15 protein-coding genes and 1 pseudogene are annotated in these 21,167 nt (G+C 72.3%); 6 read left to right on the top strand and 10 right to left on the bottom strand.

What is annotated here, in order from left to right; genetic code table 11:
• The first annotated feature begins 465 nt into the window (after nt 1-465).
• Nucleotides 466-867, top strand: coding sequence for a GntR family transcriptional regulator (locus tag AAC944_RS09010; protein ID WP_438272788.1), 402 nt, complete (start codon nt 466-468; stop codon nt 865-867).
• Between the two features lie 221 nt (nt 868-1,088).
• Here the strand turns inward: AAC944_RS09010 and AAC944_RS09005 are convergent, their stop codons facing one another.
• Nucleotides 1,089-2,306: a hypothetical protein gene (locus AAC944_RS09005; RefSeq protein ID WP_030622935.1), complete on the bottom strand. Its 1,218-nt coding sequence runs from the start codon at nt 2,304-2,306 to the stop codon at nt 1,089-1,091.
• Between the two features lie 338 nt (nt 2,307-2,644).
• On the opposite strand from AAC944_RS09005, the gene ddaH reads away from it, so the two are divergent.
• Together ddaH and AAC944_RS08995 are read left to right on the top strand one after the other, a co-directional pair.
• On the top strand, nt 2,645-3,427 hold the full coding sequence (gene ddaH, locus AAC944_RS09000) for a dimethylargininase (RefSeq protein WP_030622933.1): 783 nt from the start codon (nt 2,645-2,647) through the stop codon (nt 3,425-3,427).
• A gap of 18 nt (nt 3,428-3,445) precedes the next feature.
• Nucleotides 3,446-4,426: a pirin family protein gene (locus tag AAC944_RS08995; protein ID WP_030622931.1), complete on the top strand. Its 981-nt coding sequence runs from the start codon at nt 3,446-3,448 to the stop codon at nt 4,424-4,426.
• 229 nt (nt 4,427-4,655) lie between these two features.
• Here the strand turns inward: AAC944_RS08995 and AAC944_RS08990 are convergent, their stop codons facing one another.
• Complete coding sequence (locus tag AAC944_RS08990; protein ID WP_030622929.1) at nt 4,656-5,768, bottom strand: DUF5925 domain-containing protein; 1,113 nt, start codon at nt 5,766-5,768, stop codon at nt 4,656-4,658.
• Nucleotides 5,769-5,948: 180 nt separating this feature from the next.
• Here AAC944_RS08990 and AAC944_RS08985 point away from each other — a divergent pair, with 180 nt between their 5' ends.
• Nucleotides 5,949-7,337, top strand: a complete 1,389-nt coding sequence (locus AAC944_RS08985) for a GH39 family glycosyl hydrolase (protein ID WP_438272787.1) — start codon at nt 5,949-5,951, stop codon at nt 7,335-7,337.
• Between the two features lie 82 nt (nt 7,338-7,419).
• On the opposite strand, the gene AAC944_RS08980 is transcribed toward AAC944_RS08985, so the two are convergent.
• The 7 genes and pseudogenes from AAC944_RS08980 to AAC944_RS08950 form a co-directional block, all read right to left on the bottom strand.
• Entirely contained in the window at nt 7,420-11,337 is a 3,918-nt protein-coding gene (locus AAC944_RS08980; protein ID WP_030622925.1) for a lipopolysaccharide biosynthesis protein, read from the bottom strand.
• Between the two features lie 83 nt (nt 11,338-11,420).
• Nucleotides 11,421-12,191, bottom strand: coding sequence for a polysaccharide deacetylase family protein (locus AAC944_RS08975; protein WP_030622924.1), 771 nt, complete (start codon nt 12,189-12,191; stop codon nt 11,421-11,423).
• Nucleotides 12,192-12,475: 284 nt separating this feature from the next.
• Nucleotides 12,476-13,447 (bottom strand): annotated as a pseudogene (locus tag AAC944_RS08970) (glycosyltransferase family 2 protein); the annotation flags it as partial.
• A complete protein-coding gene (locus tag AAC944_RS08965) occupies nt 13,444-14,256 on the bottom strand; it encodes a glycosyltransferase family 2 protein (protein ID WP_030622919.1) in 813 nt (270 codons plus the stop codon). The gene AAC944_RS08965 and the pseudogene AAC944_RS08970, both read right to left, overlap by 4 nt.
• Before the next feature lie 314 nt (nt 14,257-14,570).
• Nucleotides 14,571-15,713 carry a GNAT family N-acetyltransferase gene (locus tag AAC944_RS08960; RefSeq protein WP_030622917.1) on the bottom strand — a complete coding sequence of 381 codons (1,143 nt, stop codon included), beginning with the start codon at nt 15,711-15,713 and terminating at the stop codon, nt 14,571-14,573.
• A 2-nt stretch (nt 15,714-15,715) separates the two neighbouring features.
• Nucleotides 15,716-16,129 carry a hypothetical protein gene (locus tag AAC944_RS08955; protein ID WP_030622915.1) on the bottom strand — a complete coding sequence of 138 codons (414 nt, stop codon included), beginning with the start codon at nt 16,127-16,129 and terminating at the stop codon, nt 15,716-15,718.
• A gap of 251 nt (nt 16,130-16,380) precedes the next feature.
• On the bottom strand, nt 16,381-17,616 hold the full coding sequence (locus AAC944_RS08950; RefSeq protein ID WP_030622913.1) for a S8 family peptidase: 1,236 nt from the start codon (nt 17,614-17,616) through the stop codon (nt 16,381-16,383).
• A 302-nt stretch (nt 17,617-17,918) separates the two neighbouring features.
• Here AAC944_RS08950 and AAC944_RS08945 point away from each other — a divergent pair, with 302 nt between their 5' ends.
• Entirely contained in the window at nt 17,919-18,725 is an 807-nt protein-coding gene (locus AAC944_RS08945; protein ID WP_030622911.1) for an SGNH/GDSL hydrolase family protein, read from the top strand.
• Here the strand turns inward: AAC944_RS08945 and AAC944_RS08940 are convergent.
• Nucleotides 18,695-20,533 (bottom strand): serine/threonine-protein kinase, encoded by a 1,839-nt coding sequence (locus AAC944_RS08940; RefSeq protein ID WP_368397046.1) that lies wholly within the window; start codon nt 20,531-20,533, stop codon nt 18,695-18,697. The two genes, AAC944_RS08945 and AAC944_RS08940, sit on opposite strands and share 31 nt — an antisense overlap.
• 345 nt (nt 20,534-20,878) lie before the next feature.
• Between AAC944_RS08940 and AAC944_RS08935 the strand changes: the two genes are divergently transcribed.
• On the top strand, nt 20,879-21,139 hold the full coding sequence (locus AAC944_RS08935) for a hypothetical protein (RefSeq protein ID WP_030622908.1): 261 nt from the start codon (nt 20,879-20,881) through the stop codon (nt 21,137-21,139).
• The last annotated feature ends 28 nt before the right edge of the window (nt 21,140-21,167 follow it).

Below are 21,167 nucleotides of genomic sequence, written 5' to 3'. Positions count from 1 at the left end.
ACAGGAGCGGACAGGGCGGGGGTCGGACAGGGCTGGGTAGGGCTGGGTAGGGCCGGGCGAGGAGGGAGGAAGGGGCGAAGGGGAGGGGGCGGAGGGGCGGCGGGGGGAGGGGGGAGGGCCCCGGGGGGGGGAAGAAAGAGGGGCCCCGGGGGAGAAGGGGGAGGGCCCCGAGGGGGAAGGGACCTGAGGGGAAAGCGGGCCGGAAGGGGGAAGGGCCCCGAGGGGGAAGGGGACCGGAAGGGAGAAGGGACCCGAGGGGGAAGGGCTCCGAGGGGGAAGGGGGCCGGAAAGGGGAAGGGACCCGGAAACGTTCAGTCGGGCACACCGGGTGTGGTGAGTCGGGAACGGGGCGGGGGCGGAGCACAATGGGTGGGACAAAGTTCCGTAGCAAGGTTCTGTTGCTGAGTGCTCTTGCTGGGTTCTGTCGCAAGGTTTTGTAGCTTCGGCTTGATCGGGAGTGTCACTGTGGTCCTGCACCCTCTGCAGCTGGTCGTCGATGCGGATGCGGCGGACGCGCCGTACGAGCAGGTCCGCACCCAGATCGCCGAGCAGGCCCGCAGTGGGCGGCTGCCGGCCGGGTTCCGGCTGCCGACGGTGCGGGGGCTGGCGGGAGAGCTGGGGCTGGCGGCGAACACCGTGGCCAAGGCGTACCGGGCCCTGGAGAGTGACGGGGTGATCGAGACGCGCGGCCGTAACGGCACGTTCGTCGCGGCTGCCGGGGACGCGGGTGCGCAGCAGGCCGCCGAGGCCGCACTGGCTTTCGCCCAGCGGGCCCAGCGCCTCGGCCTCGACCATCAGGCTGCGCTGTCCGCAGCGGTGACGGCCCTCCGCGCCACGTACGGCGAAGAGGAGGAGGGGAAGGGGTAAGACCCGCTTGCCCCGCGCCCCTGGGTGGGTGGGCCTGCGCCCCTGAGTGGGCCTGCGCCCCTGGGAGGGCCCGCCCCTGAGTGGGCCTGCGCCCCTGGGTGGGTGGGCCTGCGCCCCTGGGTGGGTGGGCCTGCGCCCCTGGTTAGGCCTGCGCCCCTGGGAGGGTCAGCCCCCCTGAGTGGGCCCGCCCCCTGATGGGCCCGCGCCCCTGGGTGGGCCGTTCAGCGGGGCGCCGGGGGCTGTTCCGCGCCGGTTTCGAATTCGTAGAGGTCGTGGGCGACCATGGCCAGTCGGCCGGGGCGGCCACGGTAGCCGAGGGCCGCTCCCAAGGGGCTGGTGACCTGTTTGTAGCCGAGGACCTTCAGAGAGGACGCGTCGGTGGTGCCCATCCACAGTGCGCCTTCCTCCGTCGAGGAGAACCAGCAGGGGCCGTGCGCATAAGCGCCCGTGACGATGCTGAAGTTGAAGGCCTGCGGGCGCCGGGGGTCGACGATGAGGTTGACGCGGTCGCGCAGGGCGGGGTGCCAGGACTTCTCGTCGAAGGTGAAGTACCAGAGGTTGTGGTCCTCGGGGCCGACCGAGCAGTTCGCGACGAGCAGTGCTCCGCCCTGTACGGACAGGGCGTTGATGCCCCGCTCCGCGGTGGGGTTGAAGACCGTCTGCGAGACGATGTCGCCCGAGGGGACGTGTACGACGCAGACGTAGCCGTCCTCGGAGCCGGTCACGACGAGGGCCGTCCCGTGTGCGTCGGTGAATACCTCAGGGAGTACCTCGGTGAGTACTTCGGTCGCGTTGATGTCGTGCAGGTTCCACGGGTTGACGGGGTCGGGGTTGCGGAGGTCCACGCTCCTGGAGAACGTCAGGTCACGGGCGGCCGGGTCGTAGTGCCAGAGGGAGAGGTGGCCCGTGGTGTGGCCCACGGCCAGGGTGTGGGGTGAGCCGGCGCGTACTCCCCGGCCGCTCGTGGCCGGGCCCAGCCGCGGGTCGTACGGGACGGTCCGCAGCGGGAGCAGGTCCGTCCACGTGGTGCCGGGCGAGTGCCACAGCGTGAGGGAGCGGTCGTCGTTCGAGGTCACGAGCACGGCGCCCGGCAGCGGAGCCAGCATGCGTACGCCCTGGAAGGCCGGGGTGTTCACGGCCTTGCTGATCAGCGGGCCCGCCGTCGGGGAGTCGGTGAACCGGAAGACGCTCATGGAGCCGTCCCAGCGCCCCACGGCGAAGTGGTCGTCGTCCAGCCAGGCGAGCTTCTGCGCCATCTGGTACGTCGCGCCACTGGCGACGAGGGGGAGCGCCGTCTCGGGTGTCGCGGGCGGCGGGAAAGGGATGCCGCGGTCCATGAGCTCCTGGCGGGAGCGGACCACCGGCGGCACCGATCGTGCGTCCGTCGATGCCGTCATCTCCACCATCTCCTCACGCTCGTCGCACGGTGAGGCGGGCACGGTACGTCCTGCGCAGCGAAGTACGTGGCCGTTGTACCGAAGTACGTGGCCGTTGTACCGAAGTACGTGGCCGTTGTACCGAAGTACGCGGCGGTTGTAGCGAAGTATGCGGCCGTTGTAGCGAAGGACGTGGCCGTGCGGCAAGCGCGGGAGCGAGCCGGGCGGTTTCCGAGAGCGCCACCCGGTCCCGTCGTGGCCGTCACGGCCACCACGGCTCCCCCCCGAAGGGGCGCGCCCGAAGGGGCACCTCCGTCCCCCTTCCCGCCCCGCGGACCCCCCGCGTAAGGTACCCCTGCTAACTCGTCGTTCAGTATCGTCCGACCCGCAGAAAGGGCGTCATGACCAGCAAGCAGGCTCTCGTGCGTCGGCCGAGCCCGCGGCTCGCGGAAGGGCTGGTCACGCACATCGACCGGCAGCCGGTCGATGCCGGGCTCGCGGTGCGGCAGTGGGAGACGTACGTCGGGACGCTGCAGGCGCACGGCTGGGAGACCATCGAGGTGCCGCCCGCCGACGACTGCCCGGACGGCGTCTTCGTCGAGGACACCATGGTGGTGTACCGCAACGCCGCGCTGATCTCGCGGCCCGGTGCGGACGAGCGGAAGCCGGAGACGGCGGCGGCCGCCGCGACCGTGGAGGCGCTCGGCTGCTTCGTGGGCCGGGTGCGTGAGCCCGGGACGCTGGACGGCGGGGACGTGCTGAAGATCGGCGACACGGTGTACGTGGGCCGCGGCGGGCGTACCAACGCTGACGGAGTGCGCCAAATCCGAGCTGCTTTCGAGCCATTGGGGGCGCGGGTCGTCGCCGTACCGGTCAGCAAGGTCCTGCACCTGAAGTCGGCCGTCACCGCGCTTCCCGACGGCACCGTCATCGGCTACCCGCCGCTCGTCGACGACGAGGCGCGGGCGCTGTTTCCGCGGTTCCTGGCCGTACCGGAGGAGAGCGGCTCCCACGTCGTCCTGCTCGGCGGAGGAAAACTGCTGATGGCGGCCAGTGCGCCGCGGAGCGCGGAGCTGTTCGCCGATCTCGGGTACATGCCGGTGCCCGTCGACATCGGGGAGTTCGAGAAGCTGGAGGGGTGTGTGACGTGTCTGTCCGTACGCCTGCGGGGGCTGCCGGCATGACCGCCATATCGTGACGTCATGAGCAACCTCGATCTCAAGCCCGCGGCCAGTCTCTGCGGGGGCGGAGGCCGGACCGGACCGGTGCGGGACCTCCAGCCAGGCAAGCAGGTTCCGCTGGGCGAGTCCACGCTGGTCCGCAGACTGCTGCCCAACCTCGGCCGCAGGATGGTCGGTGCCTGGTGCTTCGTGGACCACTACGGTCCCGACGACATCGCCGAGGAGCCCGGGATGCAGGTGCCGCCGCATCCCCACATGGGCCTGCAGACGGTCAGCTGGCTGCGTGAGGGCGAGGTGCTGCACCGCGACAGCCTGGGGTCGCTGCAGACCGTACGGCCGCGGGAGCTGGGCCTGATGACGTCGGGCCGGGCGATCGCGCACTCGGAGGAGTCGCCGCGCGACCACGGCCGGGTGCTGCACGGCGCGCAGTTGTGGGTGGCGCTGCCGAACGAGCACCGGGGGAAGGCGCCGTCGTTCGAGCACCATGCCGACCTGCCGGTGATCACCGGGGGCGGCGGGCTGAGCGCGACCGTGATCCTGGGGGAGCTGGCGGGCGCGCGCTCGCCCGGTACGACCTACTCGCCGCTGGTCGGCGCGGACATCACGCTCGGTGCCGGGACGCACGTGCGGCTGCCGCTGGAGAGCGACTTCGAGTACGCCGTGCTGACGATCGAGGGCGAGACCGAGGTGGACGGCGTACGGCTCGGGCCCGGCTCGCTGCTGTACCTGGGCTGCGGGCGCGGTGAACTGCCGGTCCGCTCCGACGTCGACAGCAGTCTGATGCTGCTGGGCGGGCTGCCGTTCGAGGAGAAGATCGTCATGTGGTGGAACTTCGTCGCGCGGAGCGGTGACGAAGTGGCGGCGGCGCGGGACGCCTGGATGGCGGGGGAGCGGTTCGGGACGGTGCACGGTTACGACGGGCCGCCGCTGCCCGCGCCGGCCCTGCCGCCGGTGCCGCTCAAGCCGCGGGGGCGGGCGCGGTCCGGCGGTTCCCGGCGGTGAACCGGGCGGCGGCCCTCCGCTGCCGCCCCCGGCGGTTCCTGCCCGCCGCTCCTCCGAAGCGTGCGGGCGGGGGGTGCCGCTCGGGCGCGGGGTGCGCGCGTCACCGGAACCGGTCCGTCCGGCCGGTCACCGGTGCAGGACCCGGCCGGCCGGCGGCGGGACATGCCCGGCCGGGGACCAGCGCCATCACCCGCGGGGCCGTGCCGTCAGTCCTTCGTTCCGGCGCGGGTCACAGGTACAGCCCCGCGTCCGCACCGGTGTCCTGGGCGGGGACCGCGGCGGGGCGGGTGCCCCGGCGGAGCGCGTACAGCTCCGCGAGGCTCGCGCCCTCGCGGCCGATGCCCTCGTCCGTCCCCAGCCAGCCGGCCGCTTCGGTGCGGGTGAGCGGGCCGACCTCGATCCGGGCCAGGCAGCGGCCTGGGCGGACCACCGCCGGGTGCATCCGCTCCAGGTCCTCGTTGGTCGTGACGCCGACGAGAACGTTGCGGCCCTGGCCCAGCAGGCCGTCCGTCAGGTTCAGCAGCCGGGAGAGCGCCTGCCCCGCGGTGTGCCGGGCCTCGCCGCGGATCAGCTCGTCGCAGTCCTCCAGGAGCAGCAGCCGCCAGCGGCCCCGGCCCGACGCGTCGTCCTCGCCGATGGCGATGTCCATCAGGTAGCCGACGTCGTTGAAGAGCCGCTCCGGGTCCAGGACGCAGTCCACCTGGCACCAGTCGCGCCAGGAGCGGGCCAGGGTGCGCAGCGCTGAGGTCTTGCCCGTGCCGGGCGGGCCGTGCAGGAGCAGCAGCCGGCCGGCGATCTCCTCCGGGGTGACCTTCATCAGGCCGTCCAGGGCCTCGGCGACCGGCGTGGTGTAGTTGGGCCGGATCTCGTCCCAGGTGCCCGCGGAGATCTGCCGGGTGGTCCGGTACGGGCCGCGGCGCGGGGAGTAGTACCAGAACCCCATCGGGACGTTGGCGGGCTGCGGCTCCGGCTCGTCCTCGGCGCCGTCGGCGGACTGGCCCAGCACCTTCTGCGCCAGTTCGTCGCTGACCGCCGTGACCGTGATGTCGGCGCCGCGGCTCCAGCGCGAGATGAGCAGCGTCCAGCCGTCGCCCTCGGCGAGGGTGGCGCTGCGGTCGTCGTCACGGGCGGAGCGCAACACCTCGGCGCCGGGCGGCAGCAGCGTCAGGCCCGGCTTGACCCGCTCCAGGGAGCGGCTGCGGGCGTACGGCTGCCGTCCGTTGGCGAACCGCCCGAGGAAGAGGGCGTCCACCACGTCGGACGGGGAGTCGCTGTCGTCCATCGTCAGACGGATCGGCAGCGACTCCTCGGCGGCGCCCGGCGGCAGGTGATCGGCACACATGGGGGCCATGATCCGGCATGACCCGCGCGCCGTACACGGAATTACGGGATTGCCCGGCGGCGACGGGCCGGACCGGGCTTGACGGGCACTTGACAGGTGGCCGACCGGTCCGGGTCCCTCGCCCGCCCGAAAGGCGGAATCACGGCTCAACAGAAGGACATGTGACTAGGCTTGCCCGTTGTGGGACGTCATGGGGGGTTACGGGTGCGAATACCGGGGCGCACGCGGTGGGTGATCACCGCGCTTCTCGGCACGGGGGCGACAGTTCTTGCGTTACTCCTGGCCCTGGGCGGGTTACCGCCGGGCGGGCAGCAGGGCAGGGGATCGGGCAACGGGGTGCTCGGCGGTTCCGAGGCGATGGAGCAGCTGGGCTGGGGGTTCACCCACACCGAGTTCAGCGCCGACCGCGGCGAGCCCGCCGCCGAGGTGGCGGCCGACCGGCTGCTCACCGGCGATCCGATGCCGCAGAACCAGCACATCATGGGCTGGGGCGCGCGCAATCCCGAACCGACCCCGGGGAAATACGACTTCCACGACCTGGACCGGCGGCTCGCCCTGATCCGCAGTACCGGCGGCACGCCCGTGCTCACCCTGTGCTGCTCGCCGGACTGGATGAAGGGCGGAAAGGCCGGGAAGACGGACTGGGGGGAGCTGGAGAAGGCGCCGAGTCCGGAACACTACGAGGACTTCGCGAAACTGGCGGGAAAGATAGCGAAACGCTATCCGGAGGTCCGGCACTTCATCGTCTGGAACGAACTCAAGGGATTCTTCGACGAGGACCGGAACCGCTGGGACCAGGAGGGCTACACGGAGCTGTACAACCTGGTCTACGAGGAACTGAAGAAGGTCGATCCGGCGATCCAGGTCGGGGGTCCGTACGTCGTCATGGACAGCTACCGGCCCGGTGACGACTCCTACTCCTCCGACCTGGCGGGGCCCTGGGGCTCGGTCGACCAGCGGGTCCTGGACGCCGTCTCCTACTGGAACGAGCACAAGGCCGGGGCCGACTTCCTCGCCGTCGACGGCTCCAGCTACACCCGGGACAACTCCTACGAGCCGGACGAATTCGAGGCGACGAGGAAATTCGGCGATGTCACCCGGTGGCTCCGTGAGGAGACCGGACTGCCGGTGTGGTGGACGGAATGGTACGTCGAGGTCGGCGACGAGAACGACGACCGGGCCGGCTGGAGCGAGCCGCACCGCACCGCGGTACAGGCCACCGCCATGATGGAAATGGCGCGGGCCGGCGTCGCCACCGCGCTGTACTGGAATCCGCAGAACGAGGACGAGGACTGCCCCGGCTGTCTGTGGCGCAGTACCGAACTGGACGGCGGCGGCCGCGAATTGCCGATGATGAAACTGCTCGCCCGGTTCGGCAGGGAATTCCCGCCGGGCACCGCTTTCCGGCCCGTCCGCGTCGCGCCGGACGACCGGCCCAACGTGCGGGTGCTCGCCGACGACGACGCCGTACTGGTCGTGAACACCCTCGGCCGGACCATCCAGGCCAAGATCGACGGGAAGACCTTCGACATGCCGGGCTACGGGCTCCGCTGGCTGAAGCGCGGCTGACCCACGGCCGGCCGGTGCGGGGTCGGCCGGCCGGTGCGGGGCCGGCACCGCGGCCCCGCCTCCGGTGCCGGTCCCGCACCGCCTACGACATCGTCACGAACCGCTGGACCAGGGCCGCCAGGAAGACCACGAGCAGCGGCACGGCGAACCAGAACGTGCCCTGCACCCAGCGCTGTTTGCCGACGCTCGGCGGCAGCGCCACCCGGACGATCTCCCGGGTGCCCAGCAGCAGGATCAGCGCCACCGCCGCCACGCCGCCCGCCACCGACCACGGCGTCCAGGTGACCTTCGGGCCGGCCGGCCCGGGGGCCGGCTGCGGCACCGGGCCCGCGGGCGGGTCCGTCAGCTCGTACAGCACCGCGTCGTCGTTGACGAGCACCCGGTGCAGCTCGGGGTGGCGGTCCAGGGAGGCCCGCAGCCGCCGTTCCCAGCCGTCGGCGTAGCCGCCGTCCAGCCGCAGCGCCTCGGACTGCCCGCGGTTGACGATCAGGTACGACTGGGGGCCCGCGTCCTTCAGGGCCCGGACGAGCGGGCCGACGCGCACCGGGTCGCGCGGCGCGAGGGTCGGCTCGTACTGGACGCGCTCCATGTCCCGGGCGCCCCACGGCATGTCCGGGGTGACGTTCTCGACCGGGTCGTCGGTCAGCCACAGCAGCCGTACGGTCGGCACGTCGTGCGCGTACACGTACTCCATCGCCGCGACCTCACCGGGCCGGGTCCGCTCGAACGGCTCGTTGCCCCAGCGGGCCACGAGGAACCCGAAGACCAGCACCAGGCCGGCCAGCAGGGCCGCGAGGGGTCCGAGGCCGCGCCGCCCGGCGGCGGGGCGCGGGAAGAGCGCGAGCGCACCGAGCACGCAGACGCCCGGCAGCGCGAACATGAAGACGCGCAGCGCCATCTCGCCACCGTAGGACTGCATCCCGAACGCCAGGAACGGCACGAAGGCGAGGACGAGCAGCGAACGTTCGGCGAAGCCCGCCAGCCGTCGCCGCAGCACGCCCCAGCAGGCCAGCGCGAGTACCGAACCGGCCAGCAGCACCCGGGTGTAGAGGACGAGCTGGTGCGTGCTGCTGCCGCCTTCGATGCGGCCCGACACGGAGGAGGCCACGTTGGAGCCGAGGCCGCCGATGCCGCCGAACAGCTCGTCGAAGTGGCCCGACCAGTACGGCTCGGCGAGGAAGCCGATCCAGAAGACGACCATGACCCCGAGCAGCAGCGGCAGGCCGCGCAGCGTCGAACGGCGGACCAGCACCAGGAACGTGAGCACGCCGAGCATCACGAACGGCGTCAGCTGATGACCGGCGACGGACACCGCGAACAGCGCGATCAGCACGCCGAGCAGGACCGCGCGCTGCCTGCGGGGAGCCGGGCGCACTTCGGTCTCGCCGGGGCGCAGCTTGCCGGGCAGCACCCGCGGGTCGCGGAACCACACCAGCAGGACCGCCACGAAGGCCAGGTAGAGCAGGTACGTGAAGCCCTGCGGGGAGAAGTAGTCCTGGCCGACCCAGCCGCACAGCGCGAACAGCCACGCCGCGCTCCACTTCGCGCGCCAGTCCGCCCGTACGGAGCGCAGCAGCAGGAACACCGGTGCGAGGTAGAGGAGCTGGATGGTCAGCGGCCACCAGCGGAGCAGTGCCTCGAAGTCGGTGACGCCGCAGGCCTCGGCGAGGAACTGCGCACCGGCGAAGAAGCCCGGCCAGCTCCAGCGCGCGTCCAGGTCCGGTACGGCGGTGCCGGTGCGGCCGATGTAGTCCAGGAAGCCCAGGTGCTGCCAGGCGGTGGCGAAGCGCGGCTCGGTCTCCAGCACGGCGGGCAGCGCGTGCAGCGTCACGACCGTCAGCGTCAGCGTCACCGCCAGCAGGGCCCGGCGCGGCCGGGAGAGCCGGAGGGCCGCGGCGAAGACCACGGCGAGCAGGGCGGCGCCGGCGAGCGTCGTGACGGGCAGGACGGAGATCAGGCCGAGCCCGCCCATCCGGTCCAGGTCGGCGTCGCCCATTCCGCGCAGCGGCAGCCAGTAGAGCGCGAGCGCGACGCCGAGCAGGGCCCAGACGCCGAGGTCGGGGCGGGCGGCGAGGAAGGCGGTGACTCCGCCGCGGCCTGCGGCGGCACCGGCCGTACCGCTGCCGGGTGCGGCAGCTGAGGGGGTGACGACCGGCAGCCGCACCGTGTTCGCCTCCGACGCGCCCGATGACGCGCCCGATGAGGCGCCCGATGAGGCGCCCGATGACGCCTCCGCCGGTGTGACGGCCGGCAGCGGCAGCGTGAGCGCCTCCGCCGGATCGGCACCGCTCGCTCCGGCGGAGGCCGCCGGCCGTTCCTTCGCCCAGGACGGCTTGCCGGCCGCGGGCGGTGCCGCGTCCGTACCGGCGGCCCCGCCGCCCGTCGTCTCCGGCTCCCGGTACCCGTCCGCCACCTGTTCCTCCGTCAGTGGCGGCCGCACATCGGGCCGCCGTTCCATATGGTCGAAGTCCACGTGCACGCCCAGCGGCATCGTGTCCACGTCGAGGCGGGCCCGCTGCGCCCATGTGGGACGGCGCGCCCCGTCCGCCTCCGGCGCCGCCCGGTCGTCCAGGGGGACGCGCACGGCGTCGCCCAGGTCGCCGTGGACGGCCAGGTCCGCCAGGTCGCCGTCCGGGGCGACCCCGTCGGCCGGCGCCTTGGCCAGCGGCGCCGCCGGACGGCCCCGGACCACGCCGTACAGCTTCACGGTGGCGATCGAGGCGATCACCGCCAGGCTGCAGATCTCCGCGACGCCCGCGCCGGTCAGCCCCATCCGCGGCAGCAGGAGCAGCGTCAGGCCGAGCACGAGCACGCACAGCAGGCCCTGGAGGTACGCCAGGCCCGAGGTCCGGCTCTGCGCCCGCAGCACCGCGAAGTAGGTCTCCATCACCACGCGCAGCGCGGCGCCGACCGCGAGCCAGCGCAGCAGCGGCGTCGCCGCGTCCGCGTACCCGTCGCCGAACACGCCGAGGATGTACGGCGCGCACACGAACAGGAAGAGGCAGACCGGGAGCATGATGCGGGCCATCCGGCGCAGCGCTGCGCGGGTGTTCTCCGCCAGCCGCGCCGGGTCGTGCGAGCCCTCCACGGTCAGCGAGGCGCCCATGTTGATCGCGAGCAGGTTGACCGTGCCGCCGATCGTGGAGGTGATGTAGAAGTACGCGTTGTCGGCCGAGCTGACCTGCGAGGCGACGATGACCGGTACGAGGTAGACCACCGCGAGCGAGAAGAGGGAGCCGGTGTAGTCGCCGGCCAGGAAGCGGCCCATCTCGCGCAGCGAGGGCGGCCGCACGGTGCGCGCGGTGGCAGCGACGTGCCGGGGGACCAGCCGCCGGAACACCAGCCAGCCCAGCGGGACCACGGACACCGCGATGGCCGCCACCCAGGACACGAAGACCCCCGCGGTGGGGACGGCCGCCGCGATCGCGATCAGCAGGGCCAGTTTCACCGCGGAGAAGACGAGGTTGCCCACCGGCACCCACATGGCACTGCGCAGCCCGGTGAGCACCCCGTCCTGGAGGGTGAGCAGCGACCAGGCGACCACGGCCACGATGAAGCCCAGGCCGTTGAGCGTGCCGTGCAGGAAGCGGTAGGACGGGCCCCAGAAATCCAGGGTCAGCAGGAAGACGACGGCGGCCAGCGCGACCACCACCGAACTGCCCGCGTACGTACGCAGCACCAGCCGGCCCGTCCGCCGCCCGGCGACCGGGATGAAGCGGGCCAGTGCGCCGGTCAGCGTCACCGCGGTCAGCCCCGCCAGCAGCTTCATCGCGGCGATCGCCGCCGAGCCCTGGCCGACCGCCGACTCGGTGTAGTAGCGCGCCGCGACCAGCCAGAACCCGAGGCCCAGCAGCCCGGAGATGCCCGTGTTGAGCATCAGCGCGTAGGCGTTGCGGAAGAGCGGCGTGCCCTCACCACGCCCGGGGAACCGCAGCTTGCGCCCGCCCGGTGCCCGCTCGCCCTGCGTACGTTCCTCGGTCCGGGTGGTCGTGTCAGACACTGGCTCGGGTTCCCTTTCCTGAGGCCCGGCACTGTGCCACCGGGCCCCACTGACGGCCTTTCATCGGCGCTGCGCGCGCGGGGTCAGTCCCCCGGAGCGCAGCGCCTGATCACCTGGCGCGATCTGCGGAGCAGGGCGTACCCCTTGGTGAGCGCGCGGTCCTTGGCGAACGTCCGGCCCAGGGCCTCGCCGGCGACGATCCGCCGGAACTCCGCCAGTTCCGTGCTGCGCCGTACGGTCAGCCGGCGCAGCGCGTACGGGCCCTGCCGGTAGCCCGCCAGGCCGTTGCCGACGGCCAGCGACTGCCGGAAGCCCGCGGCGCGCACCGTCCGCCGCACCCGCCGGCTGGAGTAGCCGTAGGGGTAGGCGAAGGACACCGGGGCCGCGCCCAGCTGCTCGGCGACGATGCCCTTGCAGCGCAGCACCTCGGCCCAGAGCGTGTCGTCGGGGAGCTGGTCCAGCTGGGGATGGGTGTGGCTGTGGCCGCCGATCTCCACCCCGGCGGCGGCCAGTTCCCGTACCTGGTCCCAGCCGAGCATGGTGTCCAGCGCGCCGCCGGTGTCGTACGGTCCGGGCAGCCAGCCGGTGGACACGAAGAGCGTGGCCGGGAAGCCGTACTTGGCCAGGACGGGCAGGGCGTAGCGGTGCACGCCTTCGTAGCCGTCGTCGAAGGTGAGCAGTACCGGGCGGTCGGGCAGCGGGGTGCCGTTCCGCCACGCGGCCGCGAGCTCCGCCGTGGTCAGCGGGTGGTACCCCGTGTCGTGCAGGACCGCCATCTGCTCGGCGAACGCGCCGGGCGCGACGGACAGGCCGTACGTCGCGGGGGCCGGTTTGTGGGCCACCGCGTGGTACATGAGGATCGGCACGGGCGCCGGCGGGAAAGCGGCGCTCAGCGGGGCGGTCACGCGACCGCCCCCTCGCCGCCGCGCAGGACGTCCTCGCCGGGCAGGCCGCCGTCGCCGCGCAGCGGCTTCTCGGCCCGCACGGCCAGGCGTACGGGCTCCACCGGAGGACGCTCGGCCACGGTCACGGGCTCGACCGCCATGGGCTCGACCGCCACGGGCTCGACCGCCATGGGCCTCACCGGAGGGCGGCCCGTCGCGTCGGCGTCCGGCCCGTGCGACGGCGCACCGGCCGGGCCCGGTACCGCGGCGATCACGAAGGAGCCGCCCGAGCGGCGGGTGCGTGCCGTGCCGACCAGGTAGCCGCCGGCCGCCGCCGCCACGCCCGCCACGATCGCGCCCGCCCGGGCGGCCCCGCCGGGCCTGCGCAGCAGCGCGTCCCGCATGCCGCGCGCCACCCCGGCGGGCAGTACGCGGGTGGTGTAGCGGCGCTCCGTGGCCAGTCCCTCCTGGGCGCCGACGCTGCGCGCCACCAGGGCCTTGGACAGTCCCTCGGCGTAGGCGCGGGTACGGAAGTACGCGAAGCGCTCGCGTCCGGCGGGCACCCGGTGGTGGATCACCGAACGGTCGTCGATGAGCAGGACGGCGTCCGGGCAGGCGCGGGTGAGCCGGATGCACATCTCGGTCTCCTCGCAGCCCAGCGGCCGCTTGTCGCCGTCCCGGCCGATGCCGGTGGCGAATCCGCCGGCGATCTCGAAGGCCTCCCGGCGGAAGGAGGCGTTGCCGCCGAGGACGTTGCGCACCCGCGTCCGGCCCGGCGGCAGGCCGAGGTAGGTGCAGCCGACGACCCAGTCGAACTCCCGGGGGAACCAGTCGGGGCGGCGGCCGGAGGCCCAGACCGGTTCGGTGCGGCCGCCGATGGCCATCACCTTCGGGTCGGCGTAGCCCTCGGCGAAGTGCAGCAGCCATTCCCGCTCGGCGACCGCGTCGTCGTCGAGGAAGGCGATGACCTCGCCGGTGGACTCCGCGACGCCGGTGTTGCGGCCCGCCGAGAGGCCTCTCGGTCCGGCGTTCGGCAGCACGCTGATGTCGGTGGCCCCGGCGAACTGCGTACGCAGCCGGGTGAGCAGGGCCGGGTTGTGATCGACGACGAGCAGGATCTCGTGTGCCGGGTGGAGCTGGTCACGCACCGAGGCCGCCGCGGCGAGAATGTCGCCCCAGCGGTCCTCGGTGTACACGCAGATCACCACGGAGATGCGGATGCTCAAGACACCTCTCCCGTGATCATCGCGGGGCGCACCGCACGCTTACGGGTGCCGCGTTCGCGCAGGATGACCTTCAGGACGCGGATGCCGTCGCGGACCGCGCGCAGGTTGCTGACGCCGTGGATGCGGTTGTACTCGTGGCTGGGTATCTCCTGGACGCGTAACCCGGCCTTGACGACGCGGATGTTCATCAGCGTCTCGACCTCGAAGCCCGCGCAGTCCAGCGCGATCTCGTCCAGGCAGTGCCGCCAGAAGGCGTTGTAGCCGTAGCACAGGTCGGTGTAGCGGGCGCCGAACTTGGCGTTGACCAGGGTGGTCAGCACGCGGTTGCCGAGCTTGCGGATCGGGGTCATGTCGTCGGTGCCGCCGCCGTTGGCGAAGCGGGAGCCCTTGGCGAAGTCGGCGCCGCCGACCAGCGCCGAGACGTAGGAGACGATCTCGCCGCCGTCGGCCGAGCCGTCCGCGTCGATCATGACGATGATCTCGCCGGTGCACGCCGCGAAGCCGCTGATGAGGGCATCCCCCTTGCCCTTGCCGCGCTGCTTCACGACCGTGACGTCCGGCCGCAGTTCCCGTGCCACCTGCACGGTGTCATCGGTGGAATTCCCGTCCACCAGAACCACTTCATGGATCCAGTCCGGAAGTGTCTTGAAGACGTACGGGAGATTTTCCGCCTCGTTCATCGCCGGTATCACGACGCTGACCGGCGGAGCAATCGCCAGGTGCGAGGAAACGGGTCGGTACTCCGCTTGCGCGGGTATCCGCGCGACGGCTTTCGGATTCGTTTCCGCAGGGCGAAGGAATGAACTCATGAGTCTGTTTTCCCTCTCGTCCGGTGGACCGCCCACCCCCGGGCGGCCCGGATGTGTATCCGGTTCGAAAAGGGGGTTCACACCCTGTTCGGGACGGCAAGGGACACCGGATGAACAGAGCGAGCTGGCATGCGTGTTTCCGCGACTCGTGCCCCGACGCCGGCATACGGGTCGGGCACGGCACCCCCTACCGCGCCCCGCCCCGGGCCTCGTCGCGGCTACCGAGCCCTCCCCTGAAGCCGCTGGCTGACGATCCGGTGCGAGTGGATTGTTCGACGGTATTGATGAATGACATCCTATGGCAAGAGCTGCACCTACCAATCCCCTTTTGTCTTTTCGTTCGAAATCGAGCGGGTCGCTCCATGATTTCCGGTACGGATCCGGCCCATCTGTTTGAGCAGCCGGTCGGCCGGTTCGAACAATTCCGGCCGAGCCAGCACGGTGTTCCGCAACGCTTTCACCGGGGCCCGCCGCGCGAGATGTCCCAGTGCCACCGGATGGCGCCGGGTCACCCATCCCTCGGACACCTGGATCTCCCGTGTCCGGAAGGAATCCTTGTACTCCTTCTCGCCACGGCCGAGGTCCAGATAGCCCATGGAATCCGCGGCGGCCCCCTCGGCCATCCGCAGATGCAGGACCAGCCCCGGCGAGAACTTCGCGAACGCCGGGTCGTAGGCGGGGAACCAGCACGCCAGCACCCGCTCCGAGCGCAGTCCGAAGTGCGCGGCGACCGGCCGCTCGCCGGCGTACAGGACCGACAGCACGCCCGCGAAGGAGTCGGTGCGGGTGTGGAACAACTGCTCCACCAGGTGCGTGATCCACGGCCGGGCGAAGCGGTCGCTGCGTCCCGTTCTTCGGTACTGCGCGGACTTCCAGTCGATGAGCGTCTGCAGGACGGCTGGATTCCGCTCATCGTGGACGTACCGCACCTCGCCCACGTCCCGTCCGAGCTTCCGCTCCTTCGCCAGGGTCGTGCGGGTGAACTTCGGCGACTGCTTCCGCAGCCGGGCCAGATAGGCCTCGAACCCCTGGTCCACATCGATCACCGGGGACGGGAACGACTGCAACGGGTGCTTCTCGAACGGCTTCTGGCCCTCCACCAGATGGTCGAACTCCAGCACCGCGAGCCCGCAGGCGTGCAGCAGCTCACGCGGCTCCCACTGGAAGCCGGGCCGGTGCACCAGACCCTGGGCGTCCGACACCCCCAGGCCGATCGCGCGCCCGACGCCCAGCGCGGTCCGCTGGAAGGGCAGGAACGCGGCCGGCTCGCCGTCCTCCCTGATCACCGCGATCCGTACGCCGCGGCGGCAACGGCCCACCGCGAGCGCGAACTCCGGTGCCAGGAAGGGATTGGCCAGCTGCGGCGTGCCCAGGAGATGTGCCTGGGACTGCACGGCCGTCCATGCCGCCCGGTCGGCGCCGCTCAGCTCGCCGGGGCGGTACACGCTGATGTCCACGTTCAGTCCGTCCGTGCATCTGGCGCGGACGCCCCGCGGCGCCGCACGCTCGCCAGCAGGAAGATGGTGCCGCTGATCGCCGCGACGGCCACGACCCCGCCGCGCGCCGACCAGATGTGCAGCGACAGCATGGTCTGGGCGACCAGCAGGTCGACGGCGCAGGCCCCGGCGCCCGCGACCACCGTGCGGCTGAGCGGGTCCAGGCGTCCCAGGGCGGCGGCGATGGCGGCCGCGGGCGCGGCGAGCAGGAAGAAGAGCACGAAGGGCGCGCGCAGCGGCGAGTCGAGGCCGGCGAGCGCCAGTACGGCGCCCACGCCGCCCACCGCGACGGCGGCGCCCGCGAGCAGGGGCGTCGATTCCGCCCGTGCCGGTCTGCTGCCGGTGGATCTGTTGCTGTTGATGGTCTTGGTCTGCATTGGCAGCTTTGCCCCCCATAAAGCGGCCTGATGCTCATAAGCACCTGATGCCGGGCTTCAATGTGGCGTGCCTGCCGGGTGCGCGTCAAGCGGCAGAGATGGCGTGAACGAGCCACGTCCGACGCACAGTTCGCGGTGGACGCGGCTCGTTCACGACCTGCGGTACCTAAGCTCGGAACGAATCCTTCCGGTCGTGTGCGGTATGTGGATGCGGTGGCGCCGGTACGCCCCGGCGCTCCGGGGTCACAGGGTTACGGAACGATCTTCAGGAGCTTGTTCGGCGAGCCGCTGCCCGGGCTGGTCACGACGCCGGACGTGGCGCCGCTGACGAGGGCGCTCGACACGGCGGCCGGGGAGGCGGACGGGTGTCCGGCGAGGTAGACGGCGGCGGCGCCGGCCACGTGCGGGGTGGCCATCGAGGTGCCGGAGATGGTGTTGGTGGCGGTGTCGGAGGTCCGCCAGGCGCTGGTGATGCTGCTGCCAGGCGCGAACAGGTCCAGCCGGGAACCGTAGTTGGAGTAGCTGGCGCGGGCGTCGGTGCTGGTCGTGGCCCCGACGGTGATCGCCTCGGGGACGCGGGCGGGCGAGGAGGTGCCGGCGTCCAGGTTGCTGTTGCCGGCCGCGACGGCGTACGTCACGCCGCTCGCGATGGAGTTCTTCACGGCGTTGTCCAGTGCCGTGCTCGCGCCGCCGCCCAGCGACATGTTCGCCACCGAGGGGCCGCTGTGGTTCCTGGTGACCCAGTCGATGCCGGCGATGACCCCGGCGGTGGTGCCGGAACCGGAGTTGTTGAGCACCCGTACGGCGACGACCTTGGCCTTCTTGGCGACGCCGTAGCTGGTGCCGGCCGCGGTGGCCGCCACGTGGGTGCCGTGGCCGTTGCCGTCCTGGGCGACGTTGTCGTTGTCGACGGCGTCGTAGCCGTTCACCGCGCGGCCGCCGAAGTCCTGGTGGCTGACGCGGACACCGGTGTCGATGACGTAGACGGTGGTACCGCTGCCGGCGCTGTCGGGGTACGTGTAGCGCTTGTCAAGGGGGAGGTTCGTCTGGTCGATGCGGTCCAGCCCCCACGACGGCGGATTGGACTGGGTGGCGGTGGCGTGCACCGTGGTGTCCTGGAACACCTGGTCCACGGCCGGGTCGGCGGCGAGGCGTCTCGCCTCCGCCGCGGACAGGTGCGCCGCGTAGCCGTTGAGCGCGGCGGTGTACGTGTGCGCCACGGTGCCGCCGTGGGCGGATATCAGGCGTCTGCCGTCGGCGGACGCGGCCTTGACGCCCGCGCTCTTCTTGAGCGTGACGATGTAGCTGCCCTTGACGGCGTTCTCCGCGCCGGCGCCGACGACCGTGCCCTCGGCGGGCGCGGCATGGGCCGGGAGCGCGACGGCGCCGAGGGTGACGGCGGCCGAAGCGGCGGTGACCGCGGTGGCGATCCGGAGCCTGGCCGGGATCCGGCCGAAAATCCCTGTGGTGGTACGCATCACTGCCATACGAGGGGGTCCTCCTCATCAGGTGCGCGTGGTGCGTGCGCATGGGGGGTGGCGCACGGATTCGTGCGCTGCGGGTGGCTCCTGAGGGTGCGTTGGACCACCCGGACGAAAGATTCCCCGAGAGGTACTCAAGGATTCAAGAGGACGTGGCTTGATGTCATATGCACGACATAGTGCGGCAATCCGCCGGAAGGCATGGCCAGTAATGCTCTACGCGAGTAGCAAAGTTGGCATGAACACTTCCGCCTACGCGTCGGTACTGCTACCACAGTTGCGGCAGAGATCCTGCTATTGGAGGTTCCATGAGAGTTTCCAGACGAGCGGGCGTGGTGTCCGCTTTCGTTGCCGCAGCGTCCCTCGCGCTCCTCGGTGCCGCTCCCGCTTCCTCCGCCCAACTCGCCGCCGACACCCACTACGTGGCGCTCGGTGACTCCTACTCCTCCGGCCTCGGAGCCGGCAGCTACGACAGTGGCAGCGGCTCCTGCAAGCGCAGCAGCAAGGCGTACCCCGCTCTCTGGGCCGCCGCGAACTCACCCGCTTCGTTCACTTTCGCGGCCTGCTCGGGGGCCCGTACGGGTGATGTTCTCAACAATCAGCTGACCGCTCTGAACTCCGCCACGAGCCTGGTGTCGATCACCATCGGCGGTAACGACGCCGGCTTCGCCGACACCATGACGACCTGTGTGCTCCAGTCCGAGAGCACCTGCCTGTCCCGGGTCCAGCAGGCCCGGACGTACATCAACAACACCCTGCCCGGACAGCTGGACCAGGTCTACGGCGCCATCTCCGGCAAGGCCTCCGCCGCCAAGGTGGTCGTCCTGGGCTACCCCCGCTTCTACAAGCTGAACGGCAGCTGCATCGCCGGCCTCTCGGAGAAGGAGCGGGCCGCCATAAACGCCGCCGCCGACGACATCAACGGCGTCACCGCCAAGCGGGCCGCCGACCACGGCTTCGCCTTCGGCGACGCCAACACCACCTTCGCCGGCCACGAGATCTGCTCGGGCAGCTCCTGGCTGCACAGCGTCACCGTCCCCGTCGAGAACTCCTACCACCCGACCGCCACCGGCCAGTCCAGCGGCTACCTGCCGGTCTTCCGCTCCGCCGCGTAACGCCCGCCCGACGCACCGGACCCCCCGCCGTGCGGTGGCGCACTCCCGCTCCACGACGGAGACTCCGCGCCGTACGAGGAGGAGCTCTCGTCGGGAGAGGGAGAGCTCTCGCTGTACGTAGGGGAGGGCCCGGTGCCCGACGGGGTCGGCTCCCGGCCCGTGTCCGTGGGGTCCGGCTCCTCGTCCGGGGGCTGGAGGGAGGTCCCGCCGCCCGGGGCCTCCCCTTCGCACGTCACGGAGAAGGCGGCGCGGTTCGAGGCGACCGCCTTCGGGCTCCGTATTTCGAGGCCGACCCGGCCCGCCCGTGTGCCGTACGGGTCGTGCGCCGTCTCCGTGTGTCCGACCGTCACCCGCTGCGCCCCGCTCCCGGGGAGGCGGACCGTCCGCCACGGCCGCTCGGAGCCGCCGCCGTCGGTGCGCCAGCGGTAGCTGACCTCGGCCGGGCCGCGGCTGACCGTGATGACCCCGGAGAACGCCGGTGCCGCGGCGGCCGGCGGCGGGCAGCTGCCCACGTAGCTGCCGCGCACGGTCGAGACGACGGCCGTGACGGTGACCGCGGGCGGGGACCTGCGCGCCCCGTCGCCCTCCCGCTCGTCGGAGCCCGCCGTGCCCCGGTCCCCGCCCCCGGCGTCCCGGCCGGTGTCCCGCTCGGCCCCGTGCTCGTCCGAAGGCCCCGGCCGCACACTGCCCGACGCCGTGGGAGCGGCCGGGCCCGGGCCGCCGTTCCCGCTCAGCAGCGCCCACGCGGCCCCGCCGGCCGCCAGCGCGACGGCCAGGGCGGTCGCGGCCAGGGCGAGAGGCGAGCGCCGCCGGGGGCGTGAGTGACGTGTGGGGTGCGGGCCGTAGGTGCCCGAAGGAGGGGGCGGAGCGGGGCTCCCGCTCCCGGTCCCGCCCGTGGCGTCGTCCCGGGTGGCGCCGGCCGTGGCGATTGTCGGGGAGTACGGGGGAGCCGGCGGTGCGGCCGTCACCGTCGTCGGCAGGCCGCCGCCCGCGACCGACGCCAGCAGTTCCCCGGCCCCGGCCGCCGACAGCCGTTCGTCCGGGTCCTTGCGCAGCAGCCCCGCCAGTACGGGGGCCAGCGGTCCCGCCAGGCGCGGCGGCGGCAGTTCCTCGTCGACCACCGAGCGCAGCGTGCTCAGCGGGGTGTCCCGGTGGAACGGTGAGCGGCCCTCCACCGCGGCGTACAGCGTCACGCCCAGGGACCACAGGTCCGACTCCGGGCCCGGCGTCCGTCCGAGCGCCCGCTCGGGCGCGGTGAATTCGGGCGACCCGATCAGCTCGCCGGTGAGGGTCAGCGCGGCGGTCCCCTCGACCGTCGCGATCCCGAAGTCGGTGAGCACCACCCGGCCGTCGTCGGCGAGCAGGACGTTGCCCGGCTTGACGTCGCGGTGCAGCACGCCCGCCGCGTGCGCCACCCGCAGCGCGGCCAGCACCTCGGCGCCGATCGCGGCGGCCCGCCGGGGCGGCAGCGGCCCGGCGGCCTCCAGGGTCTCGGCGAGCGAGAGGCCGCGGACCAGCTCCATCACGATCCACGGGCGGCCGCCCTCGGTGACCACGTCGAAGACGGTCACGACGTTGCGGTGCGCGATCCGGGCGGCGGCCCGGGCCTCCCGCTCCAGCCGGGCGTACAGCAACCGCTCCTCGCGTGCGGGCAGTTCGCGGGGCGCCCGTACCTCCTTGACCGCCACCTCGCGGTCCAGCAGTTCGTCCCGGGCCCGCCAGACCGCGCCCATGCCGCCCCGGCCCAGTTCGGCCAGCAGGCGGTAGCGGTCCGCCAGCATCCGTCCGTCTCCCGTACCTGCGTCCATGGCACGAGCCCCCTCGACTCCGCAAATGGAGCGATGTGGGGAAAACGTACCTCTCTCCCGGGGCCGTCGCGCCCCCTCGGCGGTAATCCGCGGGCGGCCGGGGCGAGTCGGCACGGCAAGGGCGGTGACGTTCCGTCATGGGGGGCGCACGCTCGGGGCCGGGACGTGCTCCTGTACGCCCGCCGTCCCGGGCTGAAGTAGGTGCGGTGCGCCGACGTTCCGTATGGTGTTCGTCAACGCCCTTGCGGGGCAGGTGAATACTGATACCGGGCTGCGCGAAGGTCGTGCGGGAGAGATAGGGTTACCCTGCCCGGGCCGGGTGCCCTCGTACGGGTGGGGAGTGTCATGGAACAGATTGCAGTACGCAGCAGGCCGCGAGTGCCTGCCATCACATGCGGCGGCGCGTCCAGCGCCCGCCTGGACCGCCATCTCGCGGTGCTCGGCGGGCCGGCGATACCGCAGCGTGAGACCGAAGGTGCGACCTCGCTGATGCAGGAGATCACCAAGCGTGACCACGCGCGGACGCGGAAGAGCCGCGGCGCGCGGGTGTCGCTGTTCGCCCCGCTGCGCCGGCTGCGCCGGTCGCTCTTCGGCGGTCACAGCTGAGCCGAGCCGTGCCGAGCGGTGCTCCGGT

Source organism: Streptomyces sclerotialus (assembly GCF_040907265.1).
GTDB lineage: Bacteria > Actinomycetota > Actinomycetes > Streptomycetales > Streptomycetaceae > Streptomyces > Streptomyces sclerotialus.
This window is presented reverse-complemented; position numbering and strand designations above follow the sequence as displayed.

Coding starts and splice junctions, on each gene's coding strand:
- ddaH (WP_030622933.1), top strand. CDS start 2,645: ATGACCAGCAAGCAGGCTCTCGTGCGTCGGCCGAGCCCGCGGCTCGCG.
- AAC944_RS08935 (WP_030622908.1), top strand. CDS start 20,879: ATGGAACAGATTGCAGTACGCAGCAGGCCGCGAGTGCCTGCCATCACA.
- AAC944_RS08955 (WP_030622915.1), bottom strand. CDS start 16,129: ATGCAGACCAAGACCATCAACAGCAACAGATCCACCGGCAGCAGACCG.
- AAC944_RS08965 (WP_030622919.1), bottom strand. CDS start 14,256: ATGAGTTCATTCCTTCGCCCTGCGGAAACGAATCCGAAAGCCGTCGCG.
- AAC944_RS08990 (WP_030622929.1), bottom strand. CDS start 5,768: ATGTGTGCCGATCACCTGCCGCCGGGCGCCGCCGAGGAGTCGCTGCCG.
- AAC944_RS08940 (WP_368397046.1), bottom strand. CDS start 20,533: ATGGACGCAGGTACGGGAGACGGACGGATGCTGGCGGACCGCTACCGC.
- AAC944_RS08975 (WP_030622924.1), bottom strand. CDS start 12,191: ATGTACCACGCGGTGGCCCACAAACCGGCCCCCGCGACGTACGGCCTG.
- AAC944_RS08950 (WP_030622913.1), bottom strand. CDS start 17,616: ATGGCAGTGATGCGTACCACCACAGGGATTTTCGGCCGGATCCCGGCC.
- AAC944_RS08995 (WP_030622931.1), top strand. CDS start 3,446: ATGAGCAACCTCGATCTCAAGCCCGCGGCCAGTCTCTGCGGGGGCGGA.
- AAC944_RS08945 (WP_030622911.1), top strand. CDS start 17,919: ATGAGAGTTTCCAGACGAGCGGGCGTGGTGTCCGCTTTCGTTGCCGCA.